Below are 25,635 nucleotides of genomic sequence, written 5' to 3'. Positions count from 1 at the left end.
CCTCCCCCTCGGGCGCACCGACGCGGCACGCCTGCACCTAGAGTGACGCCTCGTCACTGTGATCGGTAGGGGACATGGCAGATCCATAGGTCACAACCGACCGTTGAGCGATGTTCTAGGATCAGAAGAGCGATCAACCGGATCTTCGGGAGGGGCCCGCACATGGCGGACGACACCGGTCCGACAGAGGTCACCTCGGCGGATGAGCTGCGAAAACTGCTCGGCCCGCCCAGTGACCGCGACGCCGGAAAGGTACGCACCCGTCTGCACGAGCACGACCGGGCCTGGCTGGCGGCCTCACCGTTCTGCCTGCTCTCGACCTCGGGCGCGGACGGGAGTTGCGACACCTCGCCGAAGGGTGACCCGCCCGGCTTCACCCTGGTCCTGGACGACACCACCATCGCCGTCCCCGAGCGCAAGGGCAACCGCAGGGCTGACAGCTTCCACAACGTCCTGCAGAATCCGCACGTCGGACTGCTCTTCCTGATCCCGGGCCGCGGCGACACCCTGCGCATCAACGGGCGGGCCCGACTGGTGCGCGAGGCGCCGTTCTTCGACCGGATGGCGGTGAAGGGCCAACGGCCGGTGCTGGCCCTGGTGGTGGACATCGACGAGGTCTTCTACCACTGCTCGAAGTCGTTTCTGCGCTCCGCGCTGTGGCGGCCGGAGACCTGGGATCCGGAGTCCGCCCCGTCCCGGGCCAGGATCGCCAAGTCGATGGAGCGCCAGGACGAGTCGCTGGAGGAGCTGGAGCGCTACTACGGGCCGCAGTACGGCGGCGACCTCTACAGCTGATACCGCTGCGCACTCGCCCGTACGGATCCCCCTGGGGCGCGAGGCTGCCTGCCGTCTGCTAAAATTGGTCTATACCACGATGCCCTTGTGTGATTATGCCTCGACTGTGATGGGACCAGCATGGAAATTGTGATCGTTCCCGACGCCGCCGCCGGCGGCGAGCTCATCGCGGCGGCGATCGCCGACCTGCTGACCCGCAAGCCCGACGCCCTGCTCGGCGTGGCCACCGGCTCCACCCCGCTGCCGATCTACCAGGCGCTGGCGGGCAAGGTCCACAGCACCGGCCTGGACGTCAGCCGGGCCCGGATCTGCCAGCTGGACGAGTACGTCGGCCTGCCCAAGGGCCACCCCGAGTCCTACCGCTCGGTGGTGCTGCGCGAGGTCGTCGAGCCGCTGGGCCTGACCGAGTCCTCCTTCATGGGCCCGGACGGCAGCGCAGAGGACATCGCCGCCGCCTGCCTCGCCTACGACCAGGCGCTGACCGCGGCCGGCGGCGTCGACCTGCAGCTGCTCGGCATCGGCACCGACGGTCACATCGGCTTCAACGAGCCCTGCTCCTCGCTGGCCTCCCGCACCCGGATCAAGACGCTGACCGAGCAGACCAGGGTCGACAACGCACGCTTCTTCAACAACCTGGACGAGGTCCCGCACCACGTCATCACCCAGGGCATCGGCACCATCCTGGAGGCCCGCCACCTGGTGCTGCTGGCCACCGGTGAGGCCAAGGCCGACGCCGTCGCCCTCACCGTGGAGGGCCCGGTCTCCGCCCTGGTCCCCGCCTCGGCGCTGCAGCTGCACCCGCACGCGACCGTGGTCGTCGACGAGGCCGCCGCCTCCGGCCTCAAGCTGGCCGACTACTTCCGGGCGACCTGGGCGGCCAAGCCCAGCTGGCAGTCGATCTGACGGTGGTCAACTCGCCTTCGGGGAGCAGTGGTACAGCTCGCTGCCCGCCACGCCCCCGCCGTAGGCGGTGGGCGGGACGGCGGTGCAGCTGCCGGTGACCCAGCGCGTGGCCTGGTCGGCGACGGTCGTACCGACCGCGTCGCCGCTTTCGCTGCCACCGAAGCCGAACGGGTGGTCGCTCAGCAGGACGTAGACCAGTTCGTCCGCTCGAACCTGCTGTTTCAGCGAGGCGAGGGTCGGCGAGGGCCCCTGGTTGGTGAAGCCGCCGATGGGCAGCACCGGGGCGTCGGCAGCCAGGATGTAGGGGGAGGCCTGCGCCGCCCAGACTCGCCCGGTTCAGGCGGTGGCGTTCAGCGCGGTCAGCGCCTCGCGGTGGGCGCGCTCCAGGGCCTCGGCCGCCGGGACCTCGATGTCGGGCCGCACGCCGACGCCCTCCCAGTCCGTCCCGGACACCGGGTTGACGGAGCGTCCGGTGGGGACGGTCACCTCCAGGTGCGGATGGACGGTGTAGCCCTCGCGGGGATGGGCGCCGCCCCGGCTGCGCTCGCCGACCACGACGGCCCGGCCGAGCTGCTGCAGGTCGTAGGCCAGCTCCTCGGCGCCGGAGAAGCTGCTGCCGCTGGTCAGCACGTACAGGGGCTTGCTGCCACCGAAGCGGGGCCCGGGAACGTAGGCCGGCGACCACGACTGGGCGTAGCTGTCGCCATCGCGCCAGTAGGTGGTGTTGACGTGGGTGGACTCGTCCAGCAGGTAGCCGCAGATGCAGGCGACGGTGTCCGGGCTGCCGCCGCGGGTACGGCGCAGGTCGATGATCAGCGCCTCGGCGCAGGCGACCAGATTGAGCGCGGCACGCAGGGTCTCCCCGGTCGCGCCGTCCTTGAGCTGCATCGGGAAGATGATCGGCGCCAGCTCCAGCAGCGCCACCCCGCCGTCCAGCCGCCGCACCAGCGGCACGCCGTTCATGGAATCGTCGGCCTCCCGGGTGATCTCGGCCAGCACCGCACCGCCCGGCTCCGCCGGGACCGTCTCCGCGTGGTACTGCAGCCGCAGGTGACGGTCGCCGTTGACGGACTGCAGATCCTCGGTGACCAGCGCGCCCAACTCCTCGGCGGTGCCGGCGGCACCGTAGTGGCCCGCGGCGAGCCGGTCCGCGAGCAGCGCGGACAGCTGCTCGGCGATGTCGGGGAAGACGTAGTGATCGGCTATCAGCTTGGCGGTTTCGGTGACGATTCGATCGGTGTCGAGCGCTGTCATGGAGACTCCCCGTGTGTGTTCCCGCTGCATTCCTGCTGCTGTCAGCAGGAGTAGAGCACGCCTCTTGAAAAAGCGTCAAGAGACATAGACACTTAGGATCCATGGAGCCCTTGCAGTCACGCGATCTGCCGCCCCCTGAGGAACTGCTCGAGGTCGACAGCGCGGTCCAGTTCAAAGCCCTCTCCCATCCGCTGCGGCAGCGACTGCTCTTCGCCCTCGCCCGCCGCGCCACCATGAGCCAACTCGCCACCGCGCTCGGCGCCCAGAAGGGCAACGTCGCCCACCACCTCCGCGTCCTGCGCGACGCCGGGATGGTCCGCGTCGTGGAGACCCGCCAGGTCCGGGGCGGAACCGAGCAGTACTACCAACGCACGGCCCGCCGCATGACCTTCGCCGGCCACCAGGCCGCCGCGACCACCGCGATGTTCGGCGCAGTCGCCGAGGAACTCGACGAAGCCACCGGCGAGCCACTGCTGATTCTGCGCCACGTCCGCCTGACGGAAGCTCAGGCCAAGTGCCTGAGCGCCGAGTTGGAGCGCCTGGTGGAGAACGCCGAGGAGGCCGGAACCGACTCGGCCATCCACGGAGTGCTGGTCGCCCTGTACGCACAGGGACCGGCAGGGGACAGTCGGCGAGGTGGCCCGACCAGGTGAACGAGCCCGCCTCTGCCTGGAACCCCACCGCAGCCGGCGTACTCCGCCTGCCGTCGGGTCGGCTCGTCCGCGGTCGGGCCCTGCGCCAGCCCCTCCCGGACGGTCCCGTACCCCACTTCGCGCTCTACCTCCTGGGCCGTCGGCCACCCCAGGTCGACTGGGAGGCGAGGTGGCTCCGCTGGCCCGACTTCCGGCTGCCGACCGACCGCGAGGCAGCCACCGAAGCGCTGCGCGAGGCCTGGTCCCGAGCCGCGAAGGAACGCGTCGAGATCGCCTGTGGCGGCGGCCGCGGCCGCACCGGCACCGCCCTGGCCTGCCTCGCCGTCCTCGACGGAGTCCCCGGCGGTGAAGCGGTCGACTACGTCCGCACCCACTACGCCGCCGGCGCGGTGGAGACACCCTGGCAACGCGCCTTCGTCCGCCGCTTCGGCTAGGCAGCCGTCAGCCCTGGCCCGACTCGGCGCTCTCGACGGCTGGCGGGCCGGGGTGCCTCCCCAAACACTTCGTGCAGGGGATACCCCACCGCGGCCGAGCCCCCGTCCCGATGCCGTCTCTGACGTGCGCGTTTGCTCCCGGTGATCCTCCCCCCACCCTTCGGGCGGGAGGTGCCCCCTTCGCCTCCGTGGGGCGCGACGGTCCGTGCCGGGCAGGGGCCGCCCCCTGCCCTTGTCGCGCATGGGGTATCCCCTGTACGAAGTGCCTGGGGAGGAAGCCGCTTCTTTCCGGGCGGAGCCCGGGAGACGGCGGGCAACGCGCCCCACCGCACGCTGCCGTTGCACTCGCGGGCGCCCCCCGCCGGAGCCCAACGCGGCAACGCACGCCGCGCCTTCCCCCCTTCCTCGCAGTTGCCGCGAGGCGCAGCCGAGCCAGCCCAGCCCGGGACCGGCCGGCGTGCCCCACGGAGGCGACGGACGGTCAGCGGGAGCGAACGCGCACGTCGGAGACGGGGGCGGGACGGGGGCTCGGCCGTGGGACGGAGCCCGAGGCCCGCTACGGCGACCCCGCTCCCCCACCCGCTACGGGTTAGCGTCGCCTCCCCGGCAACGCGGCTGCGCCCGCTGAGGCGGCCGACTGCAAGGCCCCGGCCAGGACTGCGCTGCCGGTCATGTCGAGGGCCTGTTCGCTGGACTGCCAGGAGCGGACATCGTCCACGTACTCGCCGCCGTGGCCGGTGAAGGCGGTGAAGGAGTCGTGCTCGCACTTCTTCATGCCGGACTGCAGGCTGCCCAGACCTCCACTGAAGTTGGAAGTGCCGTTGGGACCGTTGACGACAGAGCCGGTGTCGATCGGGGCGGAGCCGTTGGTGGAGCCGGAGAGGTTGGGAATCTGCGAGCCGGTGCAGTCGGGGAAGGTGGTGCCGGCGCCGACCATGAAGCTGGTGCCCCAGGCGTTCCCGCCGAGCAGCCAGTCGCGCTGCGCACCGGCGAAGGCCGCGTACCGGGTGTCGGCGCTGGCCTTGCGGTAGAGGGCTTCGGTGGAGATGAAACCGAAGCTGTGCGCGTCGACGTCGAAGTTGGTGTAGTCGCCGCCCGCGCGGAAGATGTCGGCCGCGGAGGTCCTGGCGGCGGAGGTGACCTGGGCCTTGAGGTCGGCGACCAGGTCGGACTTGGCGACGGCCAGGCCGCTCGGGCTGCCTGCCGCCGCGATCGCGGTGACCAGGTCGGCGTGGGCGAGGGCGCTGACGTCGTAGAGGTTGAGGGTGTCCTTGCCCGAGTCGCTAGCGATGTAGTCCTTGGCCCAGGTCGCGGCCTTGGTGAGGTAAGGCAGATAGGTCGCACGGGGCCTGCCGAGAGCCTGCTGGGCGAGGGCGATCTCGGTCGCGCCCAGTTCCATGGCGTCGTGCCAGATGGACTCCGGGTAGTAGGCGTTGGGGGCGGCCGACTCCAGGGTGCTGCCCGGGCTGGTGTTGGCCTGCGCGTAGAGGGAGGTCGCGTCGGCGAGCTCGGTGGTGGCGCCCGCGGTGTCGCCGGAGGCGGCGTCGGCCTGGGCGGCGAGTGCGAAGGCGGCGGCGACCCGGCCCACGATGTCCGGGTCGATCCTGGCGCCGGGTGCCGCGGCCTCGAAGACCGGACGGTTCTTCGCTGCGTATTTGTCGGCGCTCGCGCTGTCGGAGTCGTCTGCCTGCGGCAGCCGCCAGAGGTCGTGGTCGCCGAGGAAGGAGCCCGAGGCGTTGCCGCTGCCGATGCCGACCTGGAGGTAGAGCGTCTTGGTGGACGGGTTCCACATCTTGTTCAGCCAGGTGGCGCCATACTTCGCCTCGGCCGGGAGCGAGGCCGGGGCGCTGCTGCCCAGCGCGCGGGCCGAAGCGTAGAGCAAGTCGTCGGCGTAGGCGGTGGTGAAGGTGAACTTGAGGTAGTCGCCCGCGTCGAACCAGCCGCCGGAGACGTCGACCGGGCCGCCGATCCTCGTCAGCGAGGCGTCCTTGATGATGTCGCCGTTGCCGCTGCTGGTGTCGAAGTTCGGTAGCTTGTAGACGGTCGCGGACTTGTCGTTGAGGTGCGACGGCTTCCGGTTGAGCGCTCCGGGGATGACGTCGGAGCCGTCCCGCTGGTTCCGGTAGAAGTTGACGCCGTCCGCGACCAGGGTGCCGTAGAGCGCGGAGGCGTTCTCGACCTTGAAGGTCGGGGAGGTCGCGGCTGCCGCGCCGCTGGTGACGAGGTGGTAGCTGCCGGCGGTGCGCACCGCGGAGAAGTCGATGGGGTAGACGTCGGGGTAGGCAGAGTTCCACTTGCCGCGGCTGGCACTGCCGACCGTTCCGCTGGCGACGGTGCGGCCGGAGGAGTTGAGGACCTTGTAGGTCTCCTTGGTCACGGCGGCGCCGGTCATCAGATAGGCGATCTTGGTGTCCCCGGGTGCGTAGCCGAGCTGGTCGACGCGCAGCAGGCCGGTGGTCGCCGCCTGCGCGGAGGTCAGCGGCACCAGGGCCGCGGTCAGGCCGGCCGTGGCGACGGCTGCCAGCAGGGCTCTTCTTCGGGTCGGCGATCCCATGCGGAGCTCCTCGGGGTGCGGGCAGCCTCTAGGCCAGGTCTAAGTTAGTTAACTTTCCTTACTTGTTTCGGAACGGTACTGAGCACATGCCAGACCGTCAAGAGAATCCCCTGAAGCCGGCGGCCAGCCCAGCACCGGCCTCGCGCAGCCAGCGGGCCGCCTCGACTCGGGCTCGTTCCGGCGACCCGGCTATCTGACTAAGCGTCAGTAGTACTGCGAGATCAGCGCTCTGCGCCACATCGGATGCGGCGGTCCCCGCCACCACCGCCAGCGGGACCCCAGCCGCCCCGGCCCGGCGGGAGACCTCGCCAACGACCTTGCCCTGCAGACTGGTCGCGTCGAAGCGGCCCTCACCGCTGATGACCAGGTCGGCCGAGGCCAACTCCTCCCCCAGGCCCAGCAGTTCGGCGACGGCCGCCGCTCCGGGAACCACCTCGGCACCCCAGGCGGCGCACAGCCCGTAGGCAGTGCCGCCCGCCGCGCCCGCGCCCGGGGCCGATGGATCGCCGCCCAGCAGGTCGGCCAGTCGGGCCAGACTCCGCTCCAACACCGCGATCTGCTTGGCGTCCGCGCCCTTCTGCGGACCGTAGACAGCGGCTGCCCCGTCCGGTCCGAGCAGCGGGTTGACCACATCGGTGAGCACCTGGACTCCGCCCGGCGGCACCGGCCGCAGCCGGGAGCGGTCGGCGCTCGCGGCCCCCGCCAGCGTTCCCCCGCCGTCGGGCAGCGGACGGCCCTTCCCGTCGTACAGTTCCAGGCCGAGGGCCCGGAGCAGGCCCGCGCCGCCGTCCGTGGACGCCGAGCCGCCGACGCCGACGACCAGGCGCTCGGCCCCGTGGTCGAGGGCGGCCGCGATGGTCTCGCCGGTGCCCCGGGTGGTGGCGCCCAGCGGATCGGGCGCGGAAAGCAGCGGAAGCCCGCTGGCGGTGGCGAGTTCGACCACCGCGGTGCCGTCGGGAAGCAGCGCGAAGCAGCCGGTGACCGGACGGCCGTCCGGTCCGGTGCAGCCCGGGACGGCGTGGGTGCGCGCACCGGGGCTTGCCCGGAGCACGGCGGCCAGGGTCCCCTCTCCGCCGTCCGCGAGCGGCAGCAGCCGCAGCGTGTCCTGCGGTCTGATCCGCCGCCAGCCCTCGGCCAGCGCCTCGGCCGCCTCGGCGGCGGTGACCGTACCCTTGAAGGAGTCAGGGGCGATGACCACCCTCACGGCAGTACCACATGGGCGAGATGACGCTCGATCATCCGACGCAGGGTCAGTTCACCGGGGGTGTCCCAGACTTCCTGGTTGAACAGCTCCACCTCGATCCAGCCGGTGTAGCCGGCGTCGGCCACGGCCCGACTGAGCGGCGGAAAGTCGATCACGCCGTCGCCTACATGGCCGCGGCCGAGCAGAGCATCTGCCGGCAGCGGCACGGTCCAGTCGCAGACCTGGTAGGACGTGATCCGCGCACCGGCGCGGGCGATCTGCCGGTACAGCTCCGGATCCCACCAGACGTGGTAACTGTCGACCACCACGCCGACCTGCGTCGGCGGGAACTGCTCGGCCAGGTCCAGGGCCTGGCCCAGGGTGGACACCACCGCCCGGTCGGCGCAGAACATCGGGTGCAGCGGCTCGACGGCCAGCCGTACGCCATGTTCCCCGGCGTAAGGAGCCAGCTCGCCGAGGGCGTCGCGGACCTGCTCGCGGGCGCCGACCAGGTCCCGGCTGCCCTTCGGCAGCCCACCGCAGACCAGCACCAGAGTGTCGGTGCCCAGCGCGGCGGCCTCCTCGATGGCACGGCGGTTGTCCTCGATCGCCCCCGGGCTGGTGAAGAACCCGCCCCGGCACAGGCTGCTGACGGTCAGTCCGGCATCGTGGACGAGCTTCGCCGCGGCGACGGCGCCGCCGGCCTCCTCGACCTTGTCACGCCAGACACCGATCCCGCCGATGCCCGCCTCGACACAGCCGTGGACGGCCTCGGCCAGACTCCAGCCCCGGGTGGTCATCTGGTTGAGCGACAGGCGCTCGATGCCCTCGGCCGCGCTCCCCGTTTCCGTCCTGCCCTCAGTCATCGGTTGACCCCCATCAGCTCGCAGTACTGCCGCAACCGGGCGGCGGCCAGGTCCTCGTCCGGGAGGATCCCGGCGGCCAGGGCGAGCCGGTGCAGTTCCAGCAGATGGATGGCGGACCGTCCGCTCTGCGCGCCGGCGACCATCCCGAAGTGGTCCTGGTGCCCGGCCAGCCAGGCCAGGAAGACGATGCCGGTCTTGTAGTGGAAGGTCGGCGCGGCGAAGAGGTGCCGGGCCAGCGGGACGGTGGGGGCGAGCAGCGCCTCGTAGCGCTCGGTGTCGCCCGCGTCGAGGGCCCGCAGGGCCGCGGCGGCCGGGACGGCGATCGGGTCGAACACGCCGAGCAGGGCGTCGCTGCCACCCAGGATCAGCTCCGGGTAGTGGAAATCGTCGCCGGTGTAGAGGCGGACGCCCGCGGGCAGAGCGGCCCGCAGGGCGATCTCGCGGTCGGCGTCCAGCAGCGAGACCTTGATGCCGTCGATCCGGTCGGCGTGCTCCTTGATCAGCGTGAGCACGCTGTCGGTCGCGGCGTCGAGGCCGGCACCGGGTCCGCCCCAGTAGCCGTCGAGGGCCGGGTCGAACATGGTGCCGAGCCAGTGCAGAATCACCGGCTGCCGGGTCTGCCGCAGCAGCGCGCCGTAGACCTGCTGGTAGTCCTCGGATCCGCGTGCGGTGGCCGCGAGTTGACGGCTCGCCATCAGGATCACCCGGGCCCCGGCGGCCTCGACCGCCTCGATCTGCTGCTCGTAGCCTGCCTGGACGGCAGCGAGGTCGTCGGCCGGGCCGGCCGGGAGCTGGTCGGTGCCGGCACCGCAGGCGAGCAGGCCGCCGACGGCCCTGGCCTCGGCGCCGCTGCGGGCGATCAGCTCGCTGGTGGCGGCCCAGTCCAGGCCCATGCCGCGCTGGGCGGTGTCCATGGCGTCGGCGACGCCGAGGCCCAGCGACCAGAGGTGGCGGCGGAAGGCGAGGGTGGCGTCCCAGTCGACGGCGGCGGGCGCGCCCGGCGCGTTGCCGCCGTAGGGGTCGGCCACCACATGGGCGGCGGCGTAGGCCGTACGGGAGGCGAAGGAACTGGAGGCGAAGGAATCGGAGGAGTGGGTCATCGCGGGCCTCACAGCTCCAGCGCGGGGACGTCGAGGCGGCGGCCCTCGCGGGCGGAGCGCAGGCCCAGCTCGGCGAGCTGGACGCCCTTGGCGCCCTCCAGGAGGTCCCAGCGGTAGTCGGAGCCGGTGACGACATGGCGCAGGAACAGCTCCCACTGCACCTTGAAGCCGTTGTCGAACACCTCGTTGTCCGGCACCTGGTGCCACTGCGAGCGGAAGTCCTCGGTGGCCGGGAGGTCGGGGTTCCACACCGGCTTGGGGGTGCCGACCCGGTGCTGGTAGCGGCAGTTGCGCAGCCCGGCGACGGCGCTGCCCTCGGTCCCGTCCACCTGGAACTCGACCAGCTCGTCGCGGTCCACCCGGACCGCCCAGGAGGAGTTGATCTGGGCGACGATCCCGCCCTCCAGCTCGAAGATGCCGTAGGCGGCGTCGTCGGCGGTGGCCCGGTAGGCGGCGCCCTGCTCGTCGCGGCGCTCCGGGATGTGGGTGCTGCTGTGCGCGTACACCGAGCGGACCGGGGCGACGATCTCGTCCAGCACGTAGCGCCAGTGCGGGAACATGTCGAGGATCATGCCGCCGCCGTCCTCGGCGCGGTAGTTCCAGGACGGGCGCTGAGCCGACTGCCAGTCGCCCTCGAACACCCAGTAGCCGAACTCGCCCCGCACCGAGAGGATCCGGCCGAAGAAGCCGCTGTCGACCAGGCGCTTGAGCTTCAGCAGGCCCGGCAGGAAGAGCTTGTCCTGCACCACTCCGTTGCGGACCCCGGCCTCGCGGGCCAGCCGGGCCAGGTCGAGTGCACCCTCCAGGGACTCGGCGGTGGGCTTCTCGGTGTAGATGTGCTTCCCGGCCGCGATGGCGGTGCGCAGCGCCTTCTCACGGGCCGGGGTGACCTGCGCGTCGAAGTAGACCTCGGTGGTCGGGTCGGCGAGGGCCTCGTCCAGCGAGGTGGTCCAGCGTTCCAGACCGTGGCGCTCGGCGAGGGCCCGCAGCCGGGCCTCGCTACGCCCGACCAGCACCGGCTCGGGCCAGAGCAAGGTGCCGTCGTCGAGCGGCAGACCGCCCTGCTCCCGGATGGCCAGGATCGAGCGCAGCAGGTGCTGCCGGTAACCCATCCTCCCGGTCACGCCGTTCATCACGATGCCGATCGTCCTACGGGTCATCTCTGTCCTTCCGCATGTCCGGATGCTGGAAAGCGCTCTGCCAAGCTCCTGCCAAGCGTTCTGCCAAGCACCATGGAAAGCGCTTTCCACACGCTGAACCTAGAGCGGAGAGCCGCAGAGGTCAAGGGCCCCCGAACCGGTAGCCTTCCCCTCACACAGCGATTCGTCGGATCGGAGAGGTGGGACCATGGCGGTGACTCTGGGGCAGGTGGCCCGCCATGCCGGGGTCTCCCTGGCGACGGCCTCCCGCGCCCTGAACGGCTCCGCCCGCACCGTGGGCGACGGGCTCGCCGCCCGGGTCCGGGCCAGCGCCGAGGAGCTCGGCTACCTCCCCAACGCCCCGGCCCAGGCCCTGGCCAGGGCCAGCACCGCGACCATCGGGGTGCTGCTGCACGACATCGCCGACCCCTACTTCGGCGCACTCGCCAAGGGCGCCACGGACACGGCCGCCGACGCCGGGCTGCTCACCATGGTCCTGAACACCGGGGGCGACCCCGAGGTCGAACTGCGCTGCATCCGGATGCTGCACGCCCAGCGGGTACGGGCGATCGTGCTGGCCGGCTCCGGCTACACCGACCCGGCCGCCACCGCCGCGATCGACGCTGCGCTGTCGCTCTACCGCGCCGAGGGCGGGGCGGTCACCGCCGTGACCGACCACGGCGACGGGTACGACACCGTCCTGCCCGACAACCGCGGCGGCGCGGCGGCGCTCACCCGGGCACTGCTCGGTCAGGGCTACCGCCGACTGGCCGTGATCGCCGGGCCCGCGCGGTTCCGGGTCTCGGCGGAGCGGCTCGCCGGGGTCACCGACGCGCTGGCGGAGTTCGGCCTGACCCTTGGTCAGATCTTGCTGGAACAGGCCGAGTTCAGCCGAACCGGAGGCCGGGAGGCGGTCGGCCGACTGCTGGCGGCGACCGGCCCCGGCCGGGAGCGGCCGGAAGCGGTCCTGGCCCTGTCGGACGTCTGCGCCGTCGGCGTCCTCGCGGAGCTGCGCGAGCGCGGGATCGACGTCCCGGGCGAGATCGCCGTCGCCGGATTCGACGACATCCCGCTGGCCGCCGACCTCGCCCCGGCGCTGACCACGGTGCGGATGCCGCTGCTGGAGATGGGCGCCGAGGCGGTCGGCCTGGCCCTCAGCCGCCAGGCCGCGGCCCGGTCCGAGCCGGTGCGGGTACTGCGGCTGCCAGTCGAACCGACCCTGCGGGCGAGCACGGGGACGCCTTGACCACCCGGTTGACCACCCGGCCGGGCGCTGCCTAGCCTGAGGCTCCGGAAAGCGCTTCCCTGCCGAACCGCTCGACCACCTGGAGCCGTCCCCGCCATGCCGCCCCTCCCCCGTGTCCTGCTGTTCACCCGCACCGCCGGCTTCCGCCACGACTCCATCCCCGCCGGGATCGCCGCGCTCGGTGAGCTGGCCGCCGGGCAGGGGCTGGAGCTGACCGCGACGGAGGACCCGGAAGCCTTCACCGAGGCGGAGCTGGCCGGTACCGGAGCCGTGGTCTTCCTCTCGACCACCGGCGAGGTGCTCACCGACGCGGGTCGCCGGGCCCTGGAGCAGTTCCACTCGGCCGGCGGCGGCTTCCTCGGCATCCACTCGGCCGCCGGCACGGAGTACGACTGGCCCTACTACGGCGAGCTCCTCGGCTCGCGCTTCCACAGCCACCCGGCGCCGCAGCCGGCCACGGTCACCGTCGAGGACCGGGACCACCCGGCCACCGGGCACCTGCCCGAGCAGTGGGCGTGGACCGACGAGTGGTACGACTTCCGCAGCCCGCCCCGGACCGCCGGGGTGCGGGTGCTGGCGACGGTCGACGAGAGCGGGTACCAGGGCGGGCGGATGGGCGCGGACCACCCGCTGGTCTGGTGCCGGGAGCCCGAGGGGCGGGGCCGCAGCTTCTACACCGCCCTGGGCCACTTCGACGACGCCTACGCCGACCCGGCTTTCCGGGCGCATCTGCTGGGGGCGCTGCTCTGGGTCTGCCGGCTCAAGGACTGAGGCGTCCTCCGCTTCGGACGCTTCGGACACTTCGGACCGACCGCTTAGGGTGGACCCGTGACCAGCAGCCCCGCCTCCAGCTCCAGCCCCTTCGCCGATCAGGTGGTCGACCGCGACGCCGCACCGCAGTTCGTCCTGCCCCTGGTGGTCCGGATCGAGCGCACCGACCCGCCCGCCCACACCGACGCGCTGGAGACCGCCGCCCGCGCCGTTCTGACGCTGCTCTCGGACGAGCGCACCACCGCGGCGGACGGCGAGTGGGCCGAGCGCGTGCACGCCTGGGAGGACGCCAGGATCCGCAAGGTGGTCCGCCGGGCCAGGGGCGGCGAGTGGCGCAAGGCGCAGGAGCTGGACGGGATCACGGTGACCGGCAAGTCCGCCGAGGTGCGGGTGTTCGTGCCGGTCCCGCTGGACGGCTGGCCGAAGGAGCTGGCGAAGCTCCAGGTCTCCGGAACCGAGCTAGAGGATCCCGAGCCGCCGGCCCCGGCCGACCCCGGGGTGCCGGTGCTGTGGTTCAACCCCGAGGTGGAGATGTCCACCGGCAAGTCCATGGCCCAGGCCGGCCACGGCGCGCAGCTCACCTGGTGGGCGCTGACCGCCGAGCAGCGCGCGGAGTGGCGCGCGGCCGGCTTCCCCCTCGCCGTCCGCACCGCCACCCCGGAGCAGTGGGCCGGCCTGGCCGCCACGGACCTGCCGATGGTGCGCGACGCGGGCTTCACCGAGGTCGCCCCGGGCTCCTGCACGGTGATCGCCGACCACCCGGCGCTGCACCGGAACTGACGGGCACACGGCTGCCTGGATCAGCACTCGGCGACAACAGTCAGTCGGTAGCCCATGGTTGAGGCTGCTGCGTCAGACTCTGCCCGTTGGTAGCCGGCCCGCCGATAGCCCTCACGGAGCCGGGCCGGCGCCCGCGCCGACGCGCCGAGACGGTCCAGGCCGAACAGCGCGGCACCGGCCAGCCGCCGGGGGGAACATCGGCGTAACGGGGCAGTGCCGAGGGGGCGTACCGGCGGAGCCGGGATTAGACGCCCTCGGTGATCGGCGGATGGCGGCTCAGGTGAGCGCGCCCAACGGCAACCGTCCGCTTCCCGCGACGAAACCTCGACGCAACACCACGGTCGTCCAATGGCAACTGACAGACACTCAGAGCCGTTTGGAGGCAGGCATGATGACTCCATCGGCGGACTCCGAGAGCTATTCCGACGGCTACGAGGTCGCGGTCGTCGGCGCGGGACTGGTCGGCGCGGCCACCGCCTGGGAGCTCGCCCGGCGCGGTGTCTCCACGCTCCTGGTCGAGGCGTTCCGCCCCGGCCACCGGCAGGGCAGCTCACACGGCAGTGCCCGGATCTTCCGGCGCAGCTACGCCGACCCGCTGTACGTCGAGCTCACCGGGCAGGCGGCGGCCTGCTGGGACGAGCTGGAGTCCGACGCGGGGACGCGGCTGCGCCACCACGTCGGCATGCTGGACTTCGGCGCCCGCCGCGACCCGGCTCGGCTGGCCGAGCAGCTGGCCGCCGCAGGCGTGCCGCACGAGCTGCTGTCCGCCCGGGAGGCCGCCGAACGCTGGCCGCAGCTGCGCTACGACGGCGGCCCGGTCCTGCACCACCCCGACGCCGGCCGGCTGGACGCGGACGCGACCGTCGCCGCCTGCGTGGAGCGCGCGATCACCTACGGGGCGGAGCTGCGCGGCGGCACCAGGGTCAGCCACCTGGAGCGGCTGCCGTCCGGGCAGGTACGGCTGCACGGCCCCGGCCTCGACAACGCCGCGGTGCACGCCGAGCGGGTGGTCGTCGCGGCGGGGGCGTGGCTCCCTGGGTTCGGGCTGCCGTTCCGGCTACCGCCATTGACGGTCAGTCAGCACGAGGTCTTCCACTTCCGACGGCGGGGCGAAGGGGGTCGGGGCTCTGGCCCGTACTCCGGCCCGGATTGGCCGGCCTTCATCCACGCCGCGGGGCCGTTGGAGGCGTACGGGGTGCCGTCGGGCGCGGATGGCGGCGGCAGCGGGACTGGGGGCTCGTTCAAGGTCGGACTGATCGGCCGTGGCCGGACCACCACGCCGGGGATGCGCAGCGGCGTCGTGGAGCCGCTGGTCCGCCATGCGGTGAGCGAGTACGTCCGGCACCGCCTCCCCGAGCTGGACCCGGTGCCGATCGCGGAGTCGTCCTGCCTGGTCACGTCCACCCCCACAAGGGACTTCGTGCTGGACCGGGCAGGCTCACTGGTGATCGTCTCGGCCTGCTCGGGCCACGGCGCCAAGTTCGCCCCGCTGCTGGGCCGCATGGCGGCCGACCTCGCCCTGGGCAAGGCCGAGGCCCACCCGCGCTTCGCCCTGTCCGGATCGCGAGTGGCCGCCCAGTACCAGACGTAGCCCCGCCGCCGTGGGCCTGGGGCGGGGTACGTCACGCGGCCGAGCCCCCGACCAGCGGCCGGGTTTCCGGTGCGCGTTCGCTCCCGATGACCGTCCGTCGCCTCCGTGGGGCACGCCGGTCGGTCCCGGGCTGGGGTGGCTCGCTCCGCTCGCTGGCCAACCACGAGGAGCGGGGCGGTCGGTGGGGCGTGCGTTGCCGGGTGGCGCGCCGGTGCTGGGGTGAAGAAACGATTCCCCGGCCAGGTTTGCCAGGTTTGGGGTCACTCACCCTACTTTTGGGTCACTTGTCCAACAGATTCTGCCCGCTATGTCCGATTCTGCGTCAGATCAGTGACCCAAAAGTAGGGTGAGTGACCCCTAAAACCGTGATCTCGGCTATCACGCGCCTCCGGCGGATCGCTTCTGCAGCAGGCGGCAGCCCCGCGCCCACCCGCCGCCCGGCAACGGAGCCCCACCAGGCCGCCCCCTCCGCGCAGTTGGCCCGCGAGGCGGAGCCGAGCAAGAGCAACAAGGCACGGGTGGTCGGTCGGCATCGGTGGGCAACTTAAGCCCACCCAGGGACCCCGATCCCAGCGGCTACGGCGCCCCGCCTCCCCCGCCTCGCAAAAAGGCGACCGCCTGTAGCCCGATCTGCGAATGAGCATCGCAACACTCCGATCACCCCTCAACTCCCGCCCCCTCCCCCGCCACAGATGTCCGTGATGCGCTTCCCGGAACCCTGTGCGATCCATTGACGGAGCCATGGCGTCTCTGTAACTTCCTGCTCGTTAGCTGCAAAATCCTGTCACTACTACTTCAGGCATCAGGACAGGCTCTGCAAATTCCGATTGGCCGGTCCCGGTCCTGCACCCTCCTCCCCCACCCATGTGCGACTGCACAAGCAGAGGACGAGCATGCGCAGAAGAGGAAGATCCCTGCGGTTCAGGACTGTGGTCCTGACCCTGATCGGGCTGCTGGTGTCCATGGTTCCGGTGCTGAACCTGGTGCCGGCATCGGCTGCGGGCAGCAATCTGGCCCTCGGGAAGACCGCCACCGCCAGCAGTGCCAACGGCCAGTACGTCGCCGGCAACCTCAATGACGGCAACCAGGACAGCTACTGGGAGAGCTCCGGCTCGTTCCCGCAGTGGGCCCAGATCGACCTGGGTTCAGCGACCTCCGTCAACCAGGTGGTGCTGAAGCTGCCGAGCAGCTGGGGTGCCAGGAGCGAGACGCTGTCCGTGCAGGGCAGTACGGACGGGTCCACCTTCGCCACGGTCGTGGCCTCGACGGGGTACACCTTCGACCCGTCCAGCTCGAACGTGGTGACCATCAACTTCGGTGCCACCAGCACCCGTTACCTGCGGATCAACATCACCGCCAACACCGGCTGGGCGGCCGCGCAGCTCTCCGAGGTGGAGGTCTACGGCAGCGGTACGGGTGGGACCTCGGCGAACCTGGCGCTCGGGAAGACGATGAGCTCCAGCGGGGTCAGCCAGACCTACGTTGCGAGCAACGCCAACGACGGCAACCAGGCGACCTACTGGGAGAGCACCAACAACGCCTTCCCGCAGTGGCTCCAGGTGGACCTCGGCGCGTCCGTCAGCGTCAACCAGGTCGTGCTCAAGGTTCCGGCCGACACCAGTTGGGCGACCAGGACGCAGACCCTGACGGTTCAGGGCAGCAGCGACGGGTCGACCTTCTCCACCCTGGTCCCCTCCGCCGGCTACACCTTCAACCCCAGCACCGGGAACACGTCGACGATCAGCTTCACAGCGACGACCACCCGCTATGTGCGGATCACCATCACCGCCAACACCGGCTGGCCGGCCGGGCAGATATCCGAGTTCGAGGTGTACGGGCCGACGAGTGGCGACACCACGCCGCCGAGCGCGCCGACCAATCTCGCGTACACGCAGCCGCAGAGCGGGCAGATCGCGCTGAGCTGGGGCGCGGCCACCGACAACGTCGGGGTCACCGGGTACGACATCTATGCCAACAACAGCCTGCTGACGAGTGTTGCGGGCACTGTGCTCGCCTACACCGACACCCAGCCGGCCAGCGCGACGGTCAGCTACTTCGTGCGGGCGCACGACGCGGCCGGGAACCAGTCGGCCAACAGCAACACCGTCACCCGGGCCGGGCAGAGCGGTGACACCACGCCGCCGACCGCCCCGACCAACCTGGCCTACACCCAGCCGCAGAGCGGGCAGATCGCGCTGAGCTGGGGCGCGGCCACCGACAACGTCGGGGTCACCGGGTACGACATCTACCGCAACGGAGCCCTGGCGACCACGGTCGGCGGCTCCACGCTGACCTACACCGACGCGCAGCCGGACACCGCCACCGTCTCCTACTACGTGAAGGCGCACGACGCGGCCGGGAACCAGTCCTCCGCGTCCAACACGGTCACCCGTACCGGGAGCGGCGGCGGGACCGGCAGCAATCTGGCGGTGGGCAAGCCGATCACCGGTACCGCCAACACCTTCACCTATGCCCCCGCCAACGCCAACGACAATGACCTGACCACCTACTTCGAGGGCTCCACCTACCCGAGCCAGCTCACCGTCAGCCTCGGCGCCAACGCCGATGTGTCGTCGGTGGTGGTCAAGCTCAATCCGGCCGCCGCCTGGTCGACGCGTACCCAGACCATCGCGGTCCTGGGGCGCGAGCAGAGCGCGACCGGCTTCACCACCATCGCCGCGGCGCAGACGTACACCTTTGACCCGAGCACCGGGAACAGCGTCTCCATCCCGGTCAGTGCGCGGGTCTCGGACGTCGAGCTGAGCATCACCAGCAACAGCGGCGCCCCGGGTGGGCAGGTCGCCGAGTTCCAGGTCATCGGAGTCCCGGCGCCCAACCCCGACCTGGTGGTCAGCTCCTCCTCCTGGACGCCGACCGCCCCGGTGGAGACCGACCCGGTCACCGTGTCCGCCACGGTGGCGAACTCCGGTACGGCCGCCTCGGGTGCGACCAACGTCAACTTCTACCTGGGCAGCACCAAGGTCGGCACCGCCGCCGTCGGCGCGCTGGCGGCCGGCGCCTCCAGCACCGTCTCGGCGAACATCGGCACCCAGACCGCCGGCAGTTATCAGTTGACGGCCAAGGTGAACGAGGGCAACAGCGTCATCGAGCTCAACTACGGGAACAACAGCTACACCAACCCGACCAGCCTGGTCGTAGCTCCGGTGCAGTCCTCGGACCTGGTCGCCTCGTCGGTCAGTTCCAGCCCGGGCACACCGTCCGCCGGAAACACCGTCACCTTCTCGGTGACGCTGAAGAACCAGGGCACGGTGGCCACCGCCTCCGGCGCCCATGGCATCACGCTGACCCTGCTGGACAGCAACAACAGCGTGGTCAAGACGCTGAGCGGCTCCTACAGCGGCAGCCTGGCCCCCGGGGCGACCGGTTCGCCGGTGTCGATGGGCACCTGGTCCGCCGTCAACGGGAAGTACACGCTGCACACCGTCATCGCCATTGACGCCAATGAGCTGCCGGTGAAGCAGGGCAACAACATCAGCGACACCCCGTTCTTCGTCGGCCGCGGCGCCAACATGCCGTACGACGTGTACGAGGCCGAGAACGGGATGATCGGCGGGGGCGCGGCCGTCGTCGGCCCCAACCGGACCATCGGCGACCTCGCGGGCGAGGCGTCCGGCCGTAAGGCCGTCACCCTCGACACCACCGGCGCCTACGTCCAGTGGAACACCACCGACCCGACGAACACCCTGGTCACCCGGTTCAACATCCCGGACGCACCCGGCGGTGGCGGCAGCACGGCCACCCTGGACGTCTACGTCAACGGAACGTTCCTGCAGACCATCACCCTCAACTCCAAGTACGAGTGGCTGTACGGAGCCGAGACCGGCCCCGGCAACGACCCGAGCGCCGGATCGCCGCGTCACATCTACGACGAGGCGCACATCGTGCTCAACCAGACGGTGCCCGCCGACAGCGTGATCAAGCTGCAGAAGGACGCCGCCAACACCTCCCAGTACGCGATCGACTACATCAACACCGAGATGGTCGCCCCGGTGGCCGACCCCAACCCGGCCACCTACGTCACCCCGGCCGGCTTCGGGCAGCAGGACGTCCAGAACGCCCTGTCCCAGGTCGCCAACGACACCACCGGCAAGCTGGTGGGCGTCTACCTGCCCGCCGGGCAGTACCAGACCACCAGCAAGTTCCAGGTCAGCGGCAAGGCGGTCAAGGTCGTCGGCGCCGGCCCCTGGTACACCCAGTTCAACGCCCCGACCACGCAGGACAACACGGACGTCGGCTGGTCCGTGCAGTCCAGCGCCAACGGGTCCTCGTTCACCGGATTCGGCTGGTTCGGCGACTACACCTCCCGCATCGACGGGCCGGGCAAGGTCTTCGACCTGACCGACGTCGCCAACCTCACCATCGACAACATCTGGATCGAGCACCAGGTGGTCGCGATCTGGGGCACCCATGTCACCGGCCTGACCGCCACCAACATGCGGATCCGCGACACCTTCGCCGACGGCATCAACCTCACCAACGGCAGCTCCGGCAACCTGGTCAGCAATGACGAGGCGCGGTCCACCGGCGACGACAGCTTCGCGCTGTTCGCGGCCCAGGACCACAACTCCTCGGACCTGACCAACAACACCTTCCAGAACCTGACCGCGGTCACTCCGTGGCGCGCGGCCGGCATCGCCGTCTACGGCGGCGAGAACAACACCATGCAGAACCTGTACGTGGCCGACACGCTCACCTACGCGGGCATCACCATCAGCTCGCTGAACTTCGGTTACCCGTTCCAGGGCTTCGGCACCCAGCCGACGACCATCCAGAACGTCTCGCTGGTGCGCGACGGCGGGCACTTCTGGAACGGCCAGGTGTTCCCGGCGATCTGGGTCTTCTCCGCGACCCAGCCGTTCCGGGGGATCAGGGTGAACAGCGTCGACATCACCGACCCGACGTACTCCGGGATCATGTTCCAGACGGACTACTCGGGCGGCACCGCGCTGAACCCGGTGACCGACACGATCTTCACCGACGTGTCCATCACCGGCGCCCAGCAGAGCGGTGACGCCTACAACGCCAAGTCCGGCTACGGGATCTGGGCCAACCAGCTGCCCGAGACGGGGCAGGGCCCGGCGGTGGGCACGGCGGTGTTCAACCACCTCACCGAGAGCAACAACTTCGTCAACATCCAGAACACCACGTCCACGTTCACCATCACCGTGAACCCGTAGGCGCCACCGCGCCATGGCCGGTGCAGGGGTACCTCCTTCCTGGGGTGCCCCTGCACCATTGCTTATGCCAACTAAGATTCATAGGATGATCGGATGCGTGTATCCGACACCCTTCCCCTGAGCCCCCGTTACAAGTGGGTCGCGCTGTCCAACACCACCCTCGGCGTCTTCATGGCCACCCTGGACGCCTCGATCGTGATCATCGCCATGCCGGCCATCTTCCGGGGCATCGGGCTGGACCCGCTCGCCCCCGGCAACATCAGCTACCTGCTCTGGCTGATCATGGGGTATCTGCTGGTCACAGCGGTGCTGGTGGTGGCGCTCGGCCGACTCGGGGACATCTACGGGCGGGTCAGGATCTACAACCTCGGCTTCGCGGTGTTCAGCGCCACCTCGCTGGCGCTCTCGCTGGACCCGCTGAACGGCGCCGGGGGCGCGCTGTGGCTGATCGGCTTCCGCATCCTGCAGGCCGTCGGCGGCGCCATGCTGATGGCCAACTCCGCCGCGATCCTCACCGACGCCTTCCCCACCGAGCAGCGCGGCATGGCCCTGGGCGTCAACCAGATCGCCGGGCTGTCCGGACAGTTCCTCGGCCTGGTCGCCGGCGGGCTGCTGGCCACCGTGGACTGGCGGGCGGTCTTCTGGGTGAACGTCCCTATCGGCGTCGTCGGCACCCTCTGGTCCTATCGCAGCCTGCGCGAGATCGGCGCCAGGCGCTCGGCCCGGATCGACTGGGCCGGGAACCTGACCTTCACCTGCGGCGCGCTGGCCCTGCTGGCCGGGATCACCTACGGCATCCAGCCCTACGGCGGCCACCCGACCGGCTGGACCAACCCGCTGGTGCTCGGCATGCTGGGCGGCGGCGTCCTGCTGCTGGTGGTGTTCGGGCTGGTGGAGACCCGGGTGGCCGAGCCGATGTTCCATCTGGGGCTGTTCCGGATCCGGGCCTTCGCGGCCGGGAACGCCGCCTCGCTGCTGACCGCGATCGCCCGCGGCGGGCTGCAGTTCATCGTGATCATCTGGCTGCAGGGGGTGTGGCTGCCGCTGCACGGCTACGCCTACGAGTCCACCCCGCTGTGGGCCGGGATCGCGCTGATCCCGCTCACCGTCGGCTTCCTGATCTCCGGGCCGATCAGCGGCTACCTGTCCGACCGCTTCGGCGCGCGCACCTTCGCCAGCAGCGGCCTGCTGCTGATGGCCGGCTCCTTCGTCGGACTGCTGTTCCTGCCGGTCGACTTCTCCTATCCGGTGTTCGCCGTCATCGTCTTCGCCAACGGCATCGGCCAGGGCATGTTCTCCGCGCCCAACACCTCCGCCATCATGGGCAGCGTGCCGCCCGAGCGGCGCGGCGCGGCCTCCGGGATGCGGGCCACCTTCCAGAACTCGGGAGTGTCGCTGTCCATCGGCATCTTCTTCTCGCTGATGGTCACCGGGCTGGCCGGATCCCTGCCGCAGACCCTGAGTTCGGGCCTGCAGGCGCAGGGCGTGCCGGCCTCGGTGGCCGGCCCGGTCGCCTCGCTGCCGCCGGTCTCCACCCTTTTCGCGGCCTTCCTCGGCCAGAACCCGATCGGCCATCTGCTGGCTCCCTCGGGGGTGCTGAGGACCCTCCCCCGGCACAACGCCGACACCCTGACGGGCACTCAGTTCTTCCCCCACCTGATCTCGGGGCCGCTGCACCACGGACTGACGGTCGTCTTCATCGCGGCCGCGACCATGGCCGTGGTCGCCGCCACCGCGTCGCTGCTGCGCGGCCGTGACACCCAGCGGAACGGCGGACGTGACGGGCGGCACGGCACGGACGGATCCCCACGACCGGCGCCGATCCGGGATGATGCTGCGCACCAGGCCTGACGGCCTGACCGCACGCATCAGCAGGAAGGGCCCTCAGCGATGTACACCCCCCACATCCCACCCGACCCGGCGACCGAGCACCATCCCGTGGTACTCGCCCACGAGGCCCGGCGCGCCTCCGATCTGCAGGTGCGGATCGCCGACGGGATCACCAGATTCGCCGGGTCGATGCTGTTCGTCTACCTCCATGCGGTGATCTTCACGGTGTGGATGCTGTGGGTGGAGCGCAGCCCCTGGCCGACGCTGACGCTGGTGGTCTCGCTGGAGGCGATCTTCCTGTCGACCTTTGTGATGATCGGTCAGAACCGGCAGGCCGCCTTCCAGCAGGCCAAGGCCGACCACGACTTCGTCGAGCAGGAGCTGGAGCTCAAGACCAACACCGAGCTCACCCGCGCCATCCACGCCATGACCACCGAGCTGCACCGCCGCCTGGTGGACCAGCAGTCGGACGGCGGGTGACCCGCCGTCCGCCGCGCCGGCCCCGGGATCAGCCCTGGCCGAGGACGGAACCGACCAGGTCCCGGGCCTCCTGCTGGACCCGGGCCAGGTGGTCCGGGCCCTGGAAGCTCTCGGCGTAGATCTTGTAGACGTCCTCGGTGCCGGAGGGACGGGCGGCGAACCAGGCGGACTCGGTGCAGACCTTGAGGCCGCCGATGGCGGCGTCGTTGCCGGGAGCGCGGGTGAGCACCGCGGTGATCGGCTCGCCGGCCAGCTCGGCGGCGGTGACCTGGTCGGAGGAGAGCGCGGCCAGAGCGGCCTTCTGGTCGCGGGTCGCCGGGGCGTCCACCCGGGCGTAGGCGGGGGCGCCGAAGCGGCCGGTGAGGGCGGCGTAGTGCTCGGAGGGGGTGCTGCCGGTGACCGCCGTGATCTCGGAGGCGAGCAGCGCCAGCAGGATGCCGTCCTTGTCGGTGGTCCAGGTGGAGCCGTCGCGGCGGAGGAAGGACGCGCCCGCCGACTCCTCGCCGCCGAAGGCGACACTGCCGTCGGTCAGCCCGTCGACGAACCACTTGAAGCCGACCGGGACCTCGTCCAGCCGGCGGCCGAGGTCGGCGGCCACCCGGTCGATCATCGAGGAGGAGACCAGGGTCTTCCCGATGCCCGCGCCCTGCGGCCAGCCCTCGCGGTGACGGTAGAGGTAGGAGATGGCGACGGCCAGATAGTGGTTGGGGTTCATCAGCCCGGCGTCCGGGGTGACGATGCCGTGCCGGTCGGCGTCCGCGTCGTTGCCGGTGGCGATGCGGTACTCGTCCCGCTTGGAGATCAGCGAGGCCATGGCGTACGGGGAGGAGCAGTCCATCCGGATCTTTCCGTCCCAGTCCAGGGTCATGAACCGCCAGGTCGGGTCGGTCTCCGGGTTGACCACGGTGAGGTCGAGCCGGTGCTGCTCGGCGATCCGGCCCCAGTAGGCCACCGAGGCCCCGCCGAGCGGGTCGGCGCCGATGCGGATGCCGGCGTCGCGGACCGCGTCCAGGTCCAGGACCGAGGGCAGGTCGGCGACATAGGAGCCCAGGAAGTCGAAGCGTCCGGTGGTGTCGGCGGCCAGCGCCCGGGCGTAGGGGATCCGGCGGACCTCCGACATCCCCTTCTCGATCAGCTCGTTGGCGCGGTCCTGGATCCAGGAGGTCGCGGTCGAGTCGGCGGGGCCGCCGTGCGGGGGGTTGTACTTGAAGCCGCCGTCGCCGGGCGGATTGTGCGAGGGGGTGACCACGATGCCGTCCGCAAGGTCCGAGGTGCGGCCCCGGTTGTACGAGACGATGGCGTGCGAGACGGCGGGGGTGGGCGTGTAGCCGTCCTCGGTGTCGATCAGGACGGTGACGCCGTTGGCCGCCAGCACCTCCAGGGCGGTGGCCCGGGCCGGCTCGGAGAGGGCGTGGGTGTCGATGCCCAGGAACAGCGGCCCGGTGGTGCCCTGCCTGGCCCGGTAGTCGCAGACGGCCTGGCTGGTGGCGGCGATGTGCGCCTCGTTGAAGGCGGTGTTGAAGGAGGAGCCGCGGTGGCCCGAGGTGCCGAAGGCGACCCGCTGGGCCGGGTCGGCGAGGTCGGGGGTGAGCGCGTAGTAGGCGGTCACCAGTCGGGCGACGTCCACCAGGTCCCCGGGCTGGGCCGGCTGTCCTGCTCGGTCGTGCACCATCGCTGCTCCTTCGTCCGTGCTGTCGGTCGCGTGTCGTGAACCGCTCCACCATGCTCGCGCAGAGCGGGATGTGATGCCCCAAACATCAAGCCCGCCGACATCATGCCCGCCGACCGGACCCGCGACTCTCCGGATCGGCGACGTCAGCGTCCCGACCAGCGCGTACCCCGGGACTGACCTGCTCATTTCCCCTCATCTCGACCCGAGTGCAGCGCGTTGCACAGCCAGGGGAGAAGATACGCGGGTGTCTAATGACCTGCCGGTACCGCCCGGCCCCGATGAAGCTCCCGTGAACTCGCGGGAGAGTGCGTCAAACGGCGCGCGAACCCCGAAGGTCCGGCGCCTCAGATGGCGCTGGCGCTCGACCTGGCAGTGGGAGATCCTCCTGGTGGTCTACGCCGTCTACGACGGCAGTCGGCTGCTGGTCCACGACAAGCAGGACGTGGCGGAACGGCACGGCCGGGACCTGCTCTCGGCCGAGCGGCATGTCGGGCTGAGCCCGGAGCACTGGCTCAACCACAGCTTCTACCACCATGGCTGGCTCGGCATACCCGCCGACTACATGTACGCCACCCTCCACTACATCCTCACCGTCGGCGTGCTGTTCTGGCTGTGGAAGTTCCACCGCCAGCACTACCGCCAGGCCCGGACCTGGCTGGGCCTGACCACCATGTTCGGCCTGGTCGGCTTCATCACCTTCCCGACCGCGCCGCCGCGGATGCTGGACGGGTCGTACGGCTTCGTGGACACCCTGGCCGAGCACGCCTCGATCGGCTGGTGGGGCGGCGGCGGTGGGACGCCGAAGGGATTCGGCGATGTGACCAACGAGTTCGCGGCGATGCCGAGCCTGCATGTCGGCTGGGCGCTGTGGTGCGGGCTGCTGCTGTTCCGCTACAGCAGGTCGCGGGTGGTGCGGGTCCTGGGTCTGCTGTACCCGGCGGTGATAGCCGTGGTGGTGATGGGCACCGCCAACCACTACCTGCTCGACGCCGTCGCCGGCGTCGGGGTGACACTGCTGGGGCTGTGGGTCACCGGCCCGCTGCTGCGGCTGACCGGCCGCCTGCGCCGCCGCGGGGGCGGCGCAGGCAAGGTGGCGGCAGCGCATCTGCCGTCGCAGCGGACACCGCTGGAGGACGAGGAGAACGTGCAGGCCGCCGGGCGCCGCAGCTGAGACCGCTCGGGCCGA

At 71.0% G+C, this 25,635-nt stretch carries 20 protein-coding genes; 12 read left to right on the top strand and 8 right to left on the bottom strand.

Annotated elements, in window-relative coordinates; translation table 11 throughout:
* Positions 1 to 162 precede the first annotated feature (162 nt).
* On the top strand, positions 163 to 795 hold the full coding sequence (locus ABH941_RS02150; RefSeq protein ID WP_370126791.1) for a pyridoxamine 5'-phosphate oxidase family protein: 633 nt from the start codon (positions 163 to 165) through the stop codon (positions 793 to 795).
* A 120-nt stretch (positions 796 to 915) separates the two neighbouring features.
* The gene (gene nagB, locus ABH941_RS02145) at positions 916 to 1,698 is read left to right on the top strand and encodes a glucosamine-6-phosphate deaminase (RefSeq protein WP_370126790.1); all 783 of its coding nucleotides are present in this window, start codon (positions 916 to 918) and stop codon (positions 1,696 to 1,698) included.
* A 6-nt stretch (positions 1,699 to 1,704) separates the two neighbouring features.
* Here nagB and ABH941_RS02140 read toward each other — a convergent pair whose 3' ends face one another.
* The gene (locus tag ABH941_RS02140; protein ID WP_370126789.1) at positions 1,705 to 1,977 is read right to left on the bottom strand and encodes a hypothetical protein; all 273 of its coding nucleotides are present in this window, start codon (positions 1,975 to 1,977) and stop codon (positions 1,705 to 1,707) included.
* Positions 1,978 to 2,034: 57 nt separating this feature from the next.
* Entirely contained in the window at positions 2,035 to 2,952 is a 918-nt protein-coding gene (locus ABH941_RS02135) for a S41 family peptidase (protein ID WP_370126788.1), read from the bottom strand.
* 101 nt (positions 2,953 to 3,053) lie between these two features.
* On the opposite strand from ABH941_RS02135, the gene ABH941_RS02130 reads away from it, so the two are divergent.
* Both ABH941_RS02130 and ABH941_RS02125 read left to right on the top strand, forming a co-directional pair.
* Complete coding sequence (locus tag ABH941_RS02130) at positions 3,054 to 3,605, top strand: ArsR/SmtB family transcription factor (protein ID WP_370126787.1); 552 nt, start codon at positions 3,054 to 3,056, stop codon at positions 3,603 to 3,605.
* Complete coding sequence (locus ABH941_RS02125) at positions 3,602 to 4,039, top strand: protein-tyrosine phosphatase family protein (RefSeq protein ID WP_370126786.1); 438 nt, start codon at positions 3,602 to 3,604, stop codon at positions 4,037 to 4,039. Before ABH941_RS02130 ends, ABH941_RS02125 begins: the two co-directional genes overlap by 4 nt.
* A 589-nt stretch (positions 4,040 to 4,628) precedes the next feature.
* Here ABH941_RS02125 and ABH941_RS02120 read toward each other — a convergent pair.
* The 5 genes from ABH941_RS02120 to ABH941_RS02100 form a co-directional block, all read right to left on the bottom strand.
* Positions 4,629 to 6,593, bottom strand: coding sequence for a glycoside hydrolase family 9 protein (locus ABH941_RS02120; RefSeq protein ID WP_370126785.1), 1,965 nt, complete (start codon positions 6,591 to 6,593; stop codon positions 4,629 to 4,631).
* Between the two features lie 97 nt (positions 6,594 to 6,690).
* Positions 6,691 to 7,797 (bottom strand): glycerate kinase, encoded by a 1,107-nt coding sequence (locus ABH941_RS02115; protein ID WP_370126784.1) that lies wholly within the window; start codon positions 7,795 to 7,797, stop codon positions 6,691 to 6,693.
* Positions 7,794 to 8,642 (bottom strand): sugar phosphate isomerase/epimerase family protein, encoded by an 849-nt coding sequence (locus tag ABH941_RS02110; RefSeq protein ID WP_370126783.1) that lies wholly within the window; start codon positions 8,640 to 8,642, stop codon positions 7,794 to 7,796. The genes ABH941_RS02115 and ABH941_RS02110 overlap by 4 nt, the downstream gene beginning before the upstream one ends.
* On the bottom strand, positions 8,639 to 9,742 hold the full coding sequence (locus ABH941_RS02105; protein ID WP_370126782.1) for a dihydrodipicolinate synthase family protein: 1,104 nt from the start codon (positions 9,740 to 9,742) through the stop codon (positions 8,639 to 8,641). The genes ABH941_RS02110 and ABH941_RS02105 overlap by 4 nt, the downstream gene beginning before the upstream one ends.
* Before the next feature lie 8 nt (positions 9,743 to 9,750).
* Complete coding sequence (locus ABH941_RS02100) at positions 9,751 to 10,902, bottom strand: Gfo/Idh/MocA family protein (protein WP_370126781.1); 1,152 nt, start codon at positions 10,900 to 10,902, stop codon at positions 9,751 to 9,753.
* A 187-nt stretch (positions 10,903 to 11,089) separates the two neighbouring features.
* Here ABH941_RS02100 and ABH941_RS02095 point away from each other — a divergent pair, with 187 nt between their 5' ends.
* From ABH941_RS02095 to ABH941_RS02065, 7 genes are all read left to right on the top strand, one after another.
* Positions 11,090 to 12,127 (top strand): LacI family DNA-binding transcriptional regulator, encoded by a 1,038-nt coding sequence (locus tag ABH941_RS02095; protein WP_370126780.1) that lies wholly within the window; start codon positions 11,090 to 11,092, stop codon positions 12,125 to 12,127.
* Positions 12,128 to 12,223: 96 nt separating this feature from the next.
* Entirely contained in the window at positions 12,224 to 12,898 is a 675-nt protein-coding gene (locus tag ABH941_RS02090; protein ID WP_370126779.1) for a ThuA domain-containing protein, read from the top strand.
* A gap of 57 nt (positions 12,899 to 12,955) precedes the next feature.
* Positions 12,956 to 13,678, top strand: a complete 723-nt coding sequence (locus ABH941_RS02085; protein WP_370126778.1) for a peptidyl-tRNA hydrolase — start codon at positions 12,956 to 12,958, stop codon at positions 13,676 to 13,678.
* Positions 13,679 to 14,066: 388 nt separating this feature from the next.
* A complete protein-coding gene (locus tag ABH941_RS02080) occupies positions 14,067 to 15,269 on the top strand; it encodes an FAD-dependent oxidoreductase (protein WP_370126777.1) in 1,203 nt (400 codons plus the stop codon).
* An 893-nt stretch (positions 15,270 to 16,162) separates the two neighbouring features.
* Positions 16,163 to 20,467, top strand: coding sequence for a discoidin domain-containing protein (locus ABH941_RS02075; RefSeq protein WP_370126776.1), 4,305 nt, complete (start codon positions 16,163 to 16,165; stop codon positions 20,465 to 20,467).
* Between the two features lie 93 nt (positions 20,468 to 20,560).
* Positions 20,561 to 22,318 carry an MFS transporter gene (locus ABH941_RS02070; RefSeq protein WP_370126775.1) on the top strand — a complete coding sequence of 586 codons (1,758 nt, stop codon included), beginning with the start codon at positions 20,561 to 20,563 and terminating at the stop codon, positions 22,316 to 22,318.
* A 39-nt stretch (positions 22,319 to 22,357) separates the two neighbouring features.
* Positions 22,358 to 22,777, top strand: coding sequence for a DUF1003 domain-containing protein (locus tag ABH941_RS02065; protein ID WP_370126774.1), 420 nt, complete (start codon positions 22,358 to 22,360; stop codon positions 22,775 to 22,777).
* A gap of 28 nt (positions 22,778 to 22,805) precedes the next feature.
* Here the strand turns inward: ABH941_RS02065 and pgm are convergent, their stop codons facing one another.
* Positions 22,806 to 24,449 (bottom strand): phosphoglucomutase (alpha-D-glucose-1,6-bisphosphate-dependent), encoded by a 1,644-nt coding sequence (pgm, locus tag ABH941_RS02060; protein WP_370126773.1) that lies wholly within the window; start codon positions 24,447 to 24,449, stop codon positions 22,806 to 22,808.
* A gap of 289 nt (positions 24,450 to 24,738) precedes the next feature.
* Between pgm and ABH941_RS02055 the strand changes: the two genes are divergently transcribed.
* Complete coding sequence (locus ABH941_RS02055) at positions 24,739 to 25,620, top strand: phosphatase PAP2 family protein (RefSeq protein WP_370126772.1); 882 nt, start codon at positions 24,739 to 24,741, stop codon at positions 25,618 to 25,620.
* Positions 25,621 to 25,635: the final 15 nt, after the last annotated feature.

The sequence above is a fragment of the Streptacidiphilus sp. EB103A genome, assembly GCF_041261405.1.
Lineage (GTDB): Bacteria > Actinomycetota > Actinomycetes > Streptomycetales > Streptomycetaceae > Streptacidiphilus.
The sequence above is the reverse complement of the archived record's forward strand: the minus strand, read 5'-3'. Positions and strand labels throughout refer to the sequence as shown.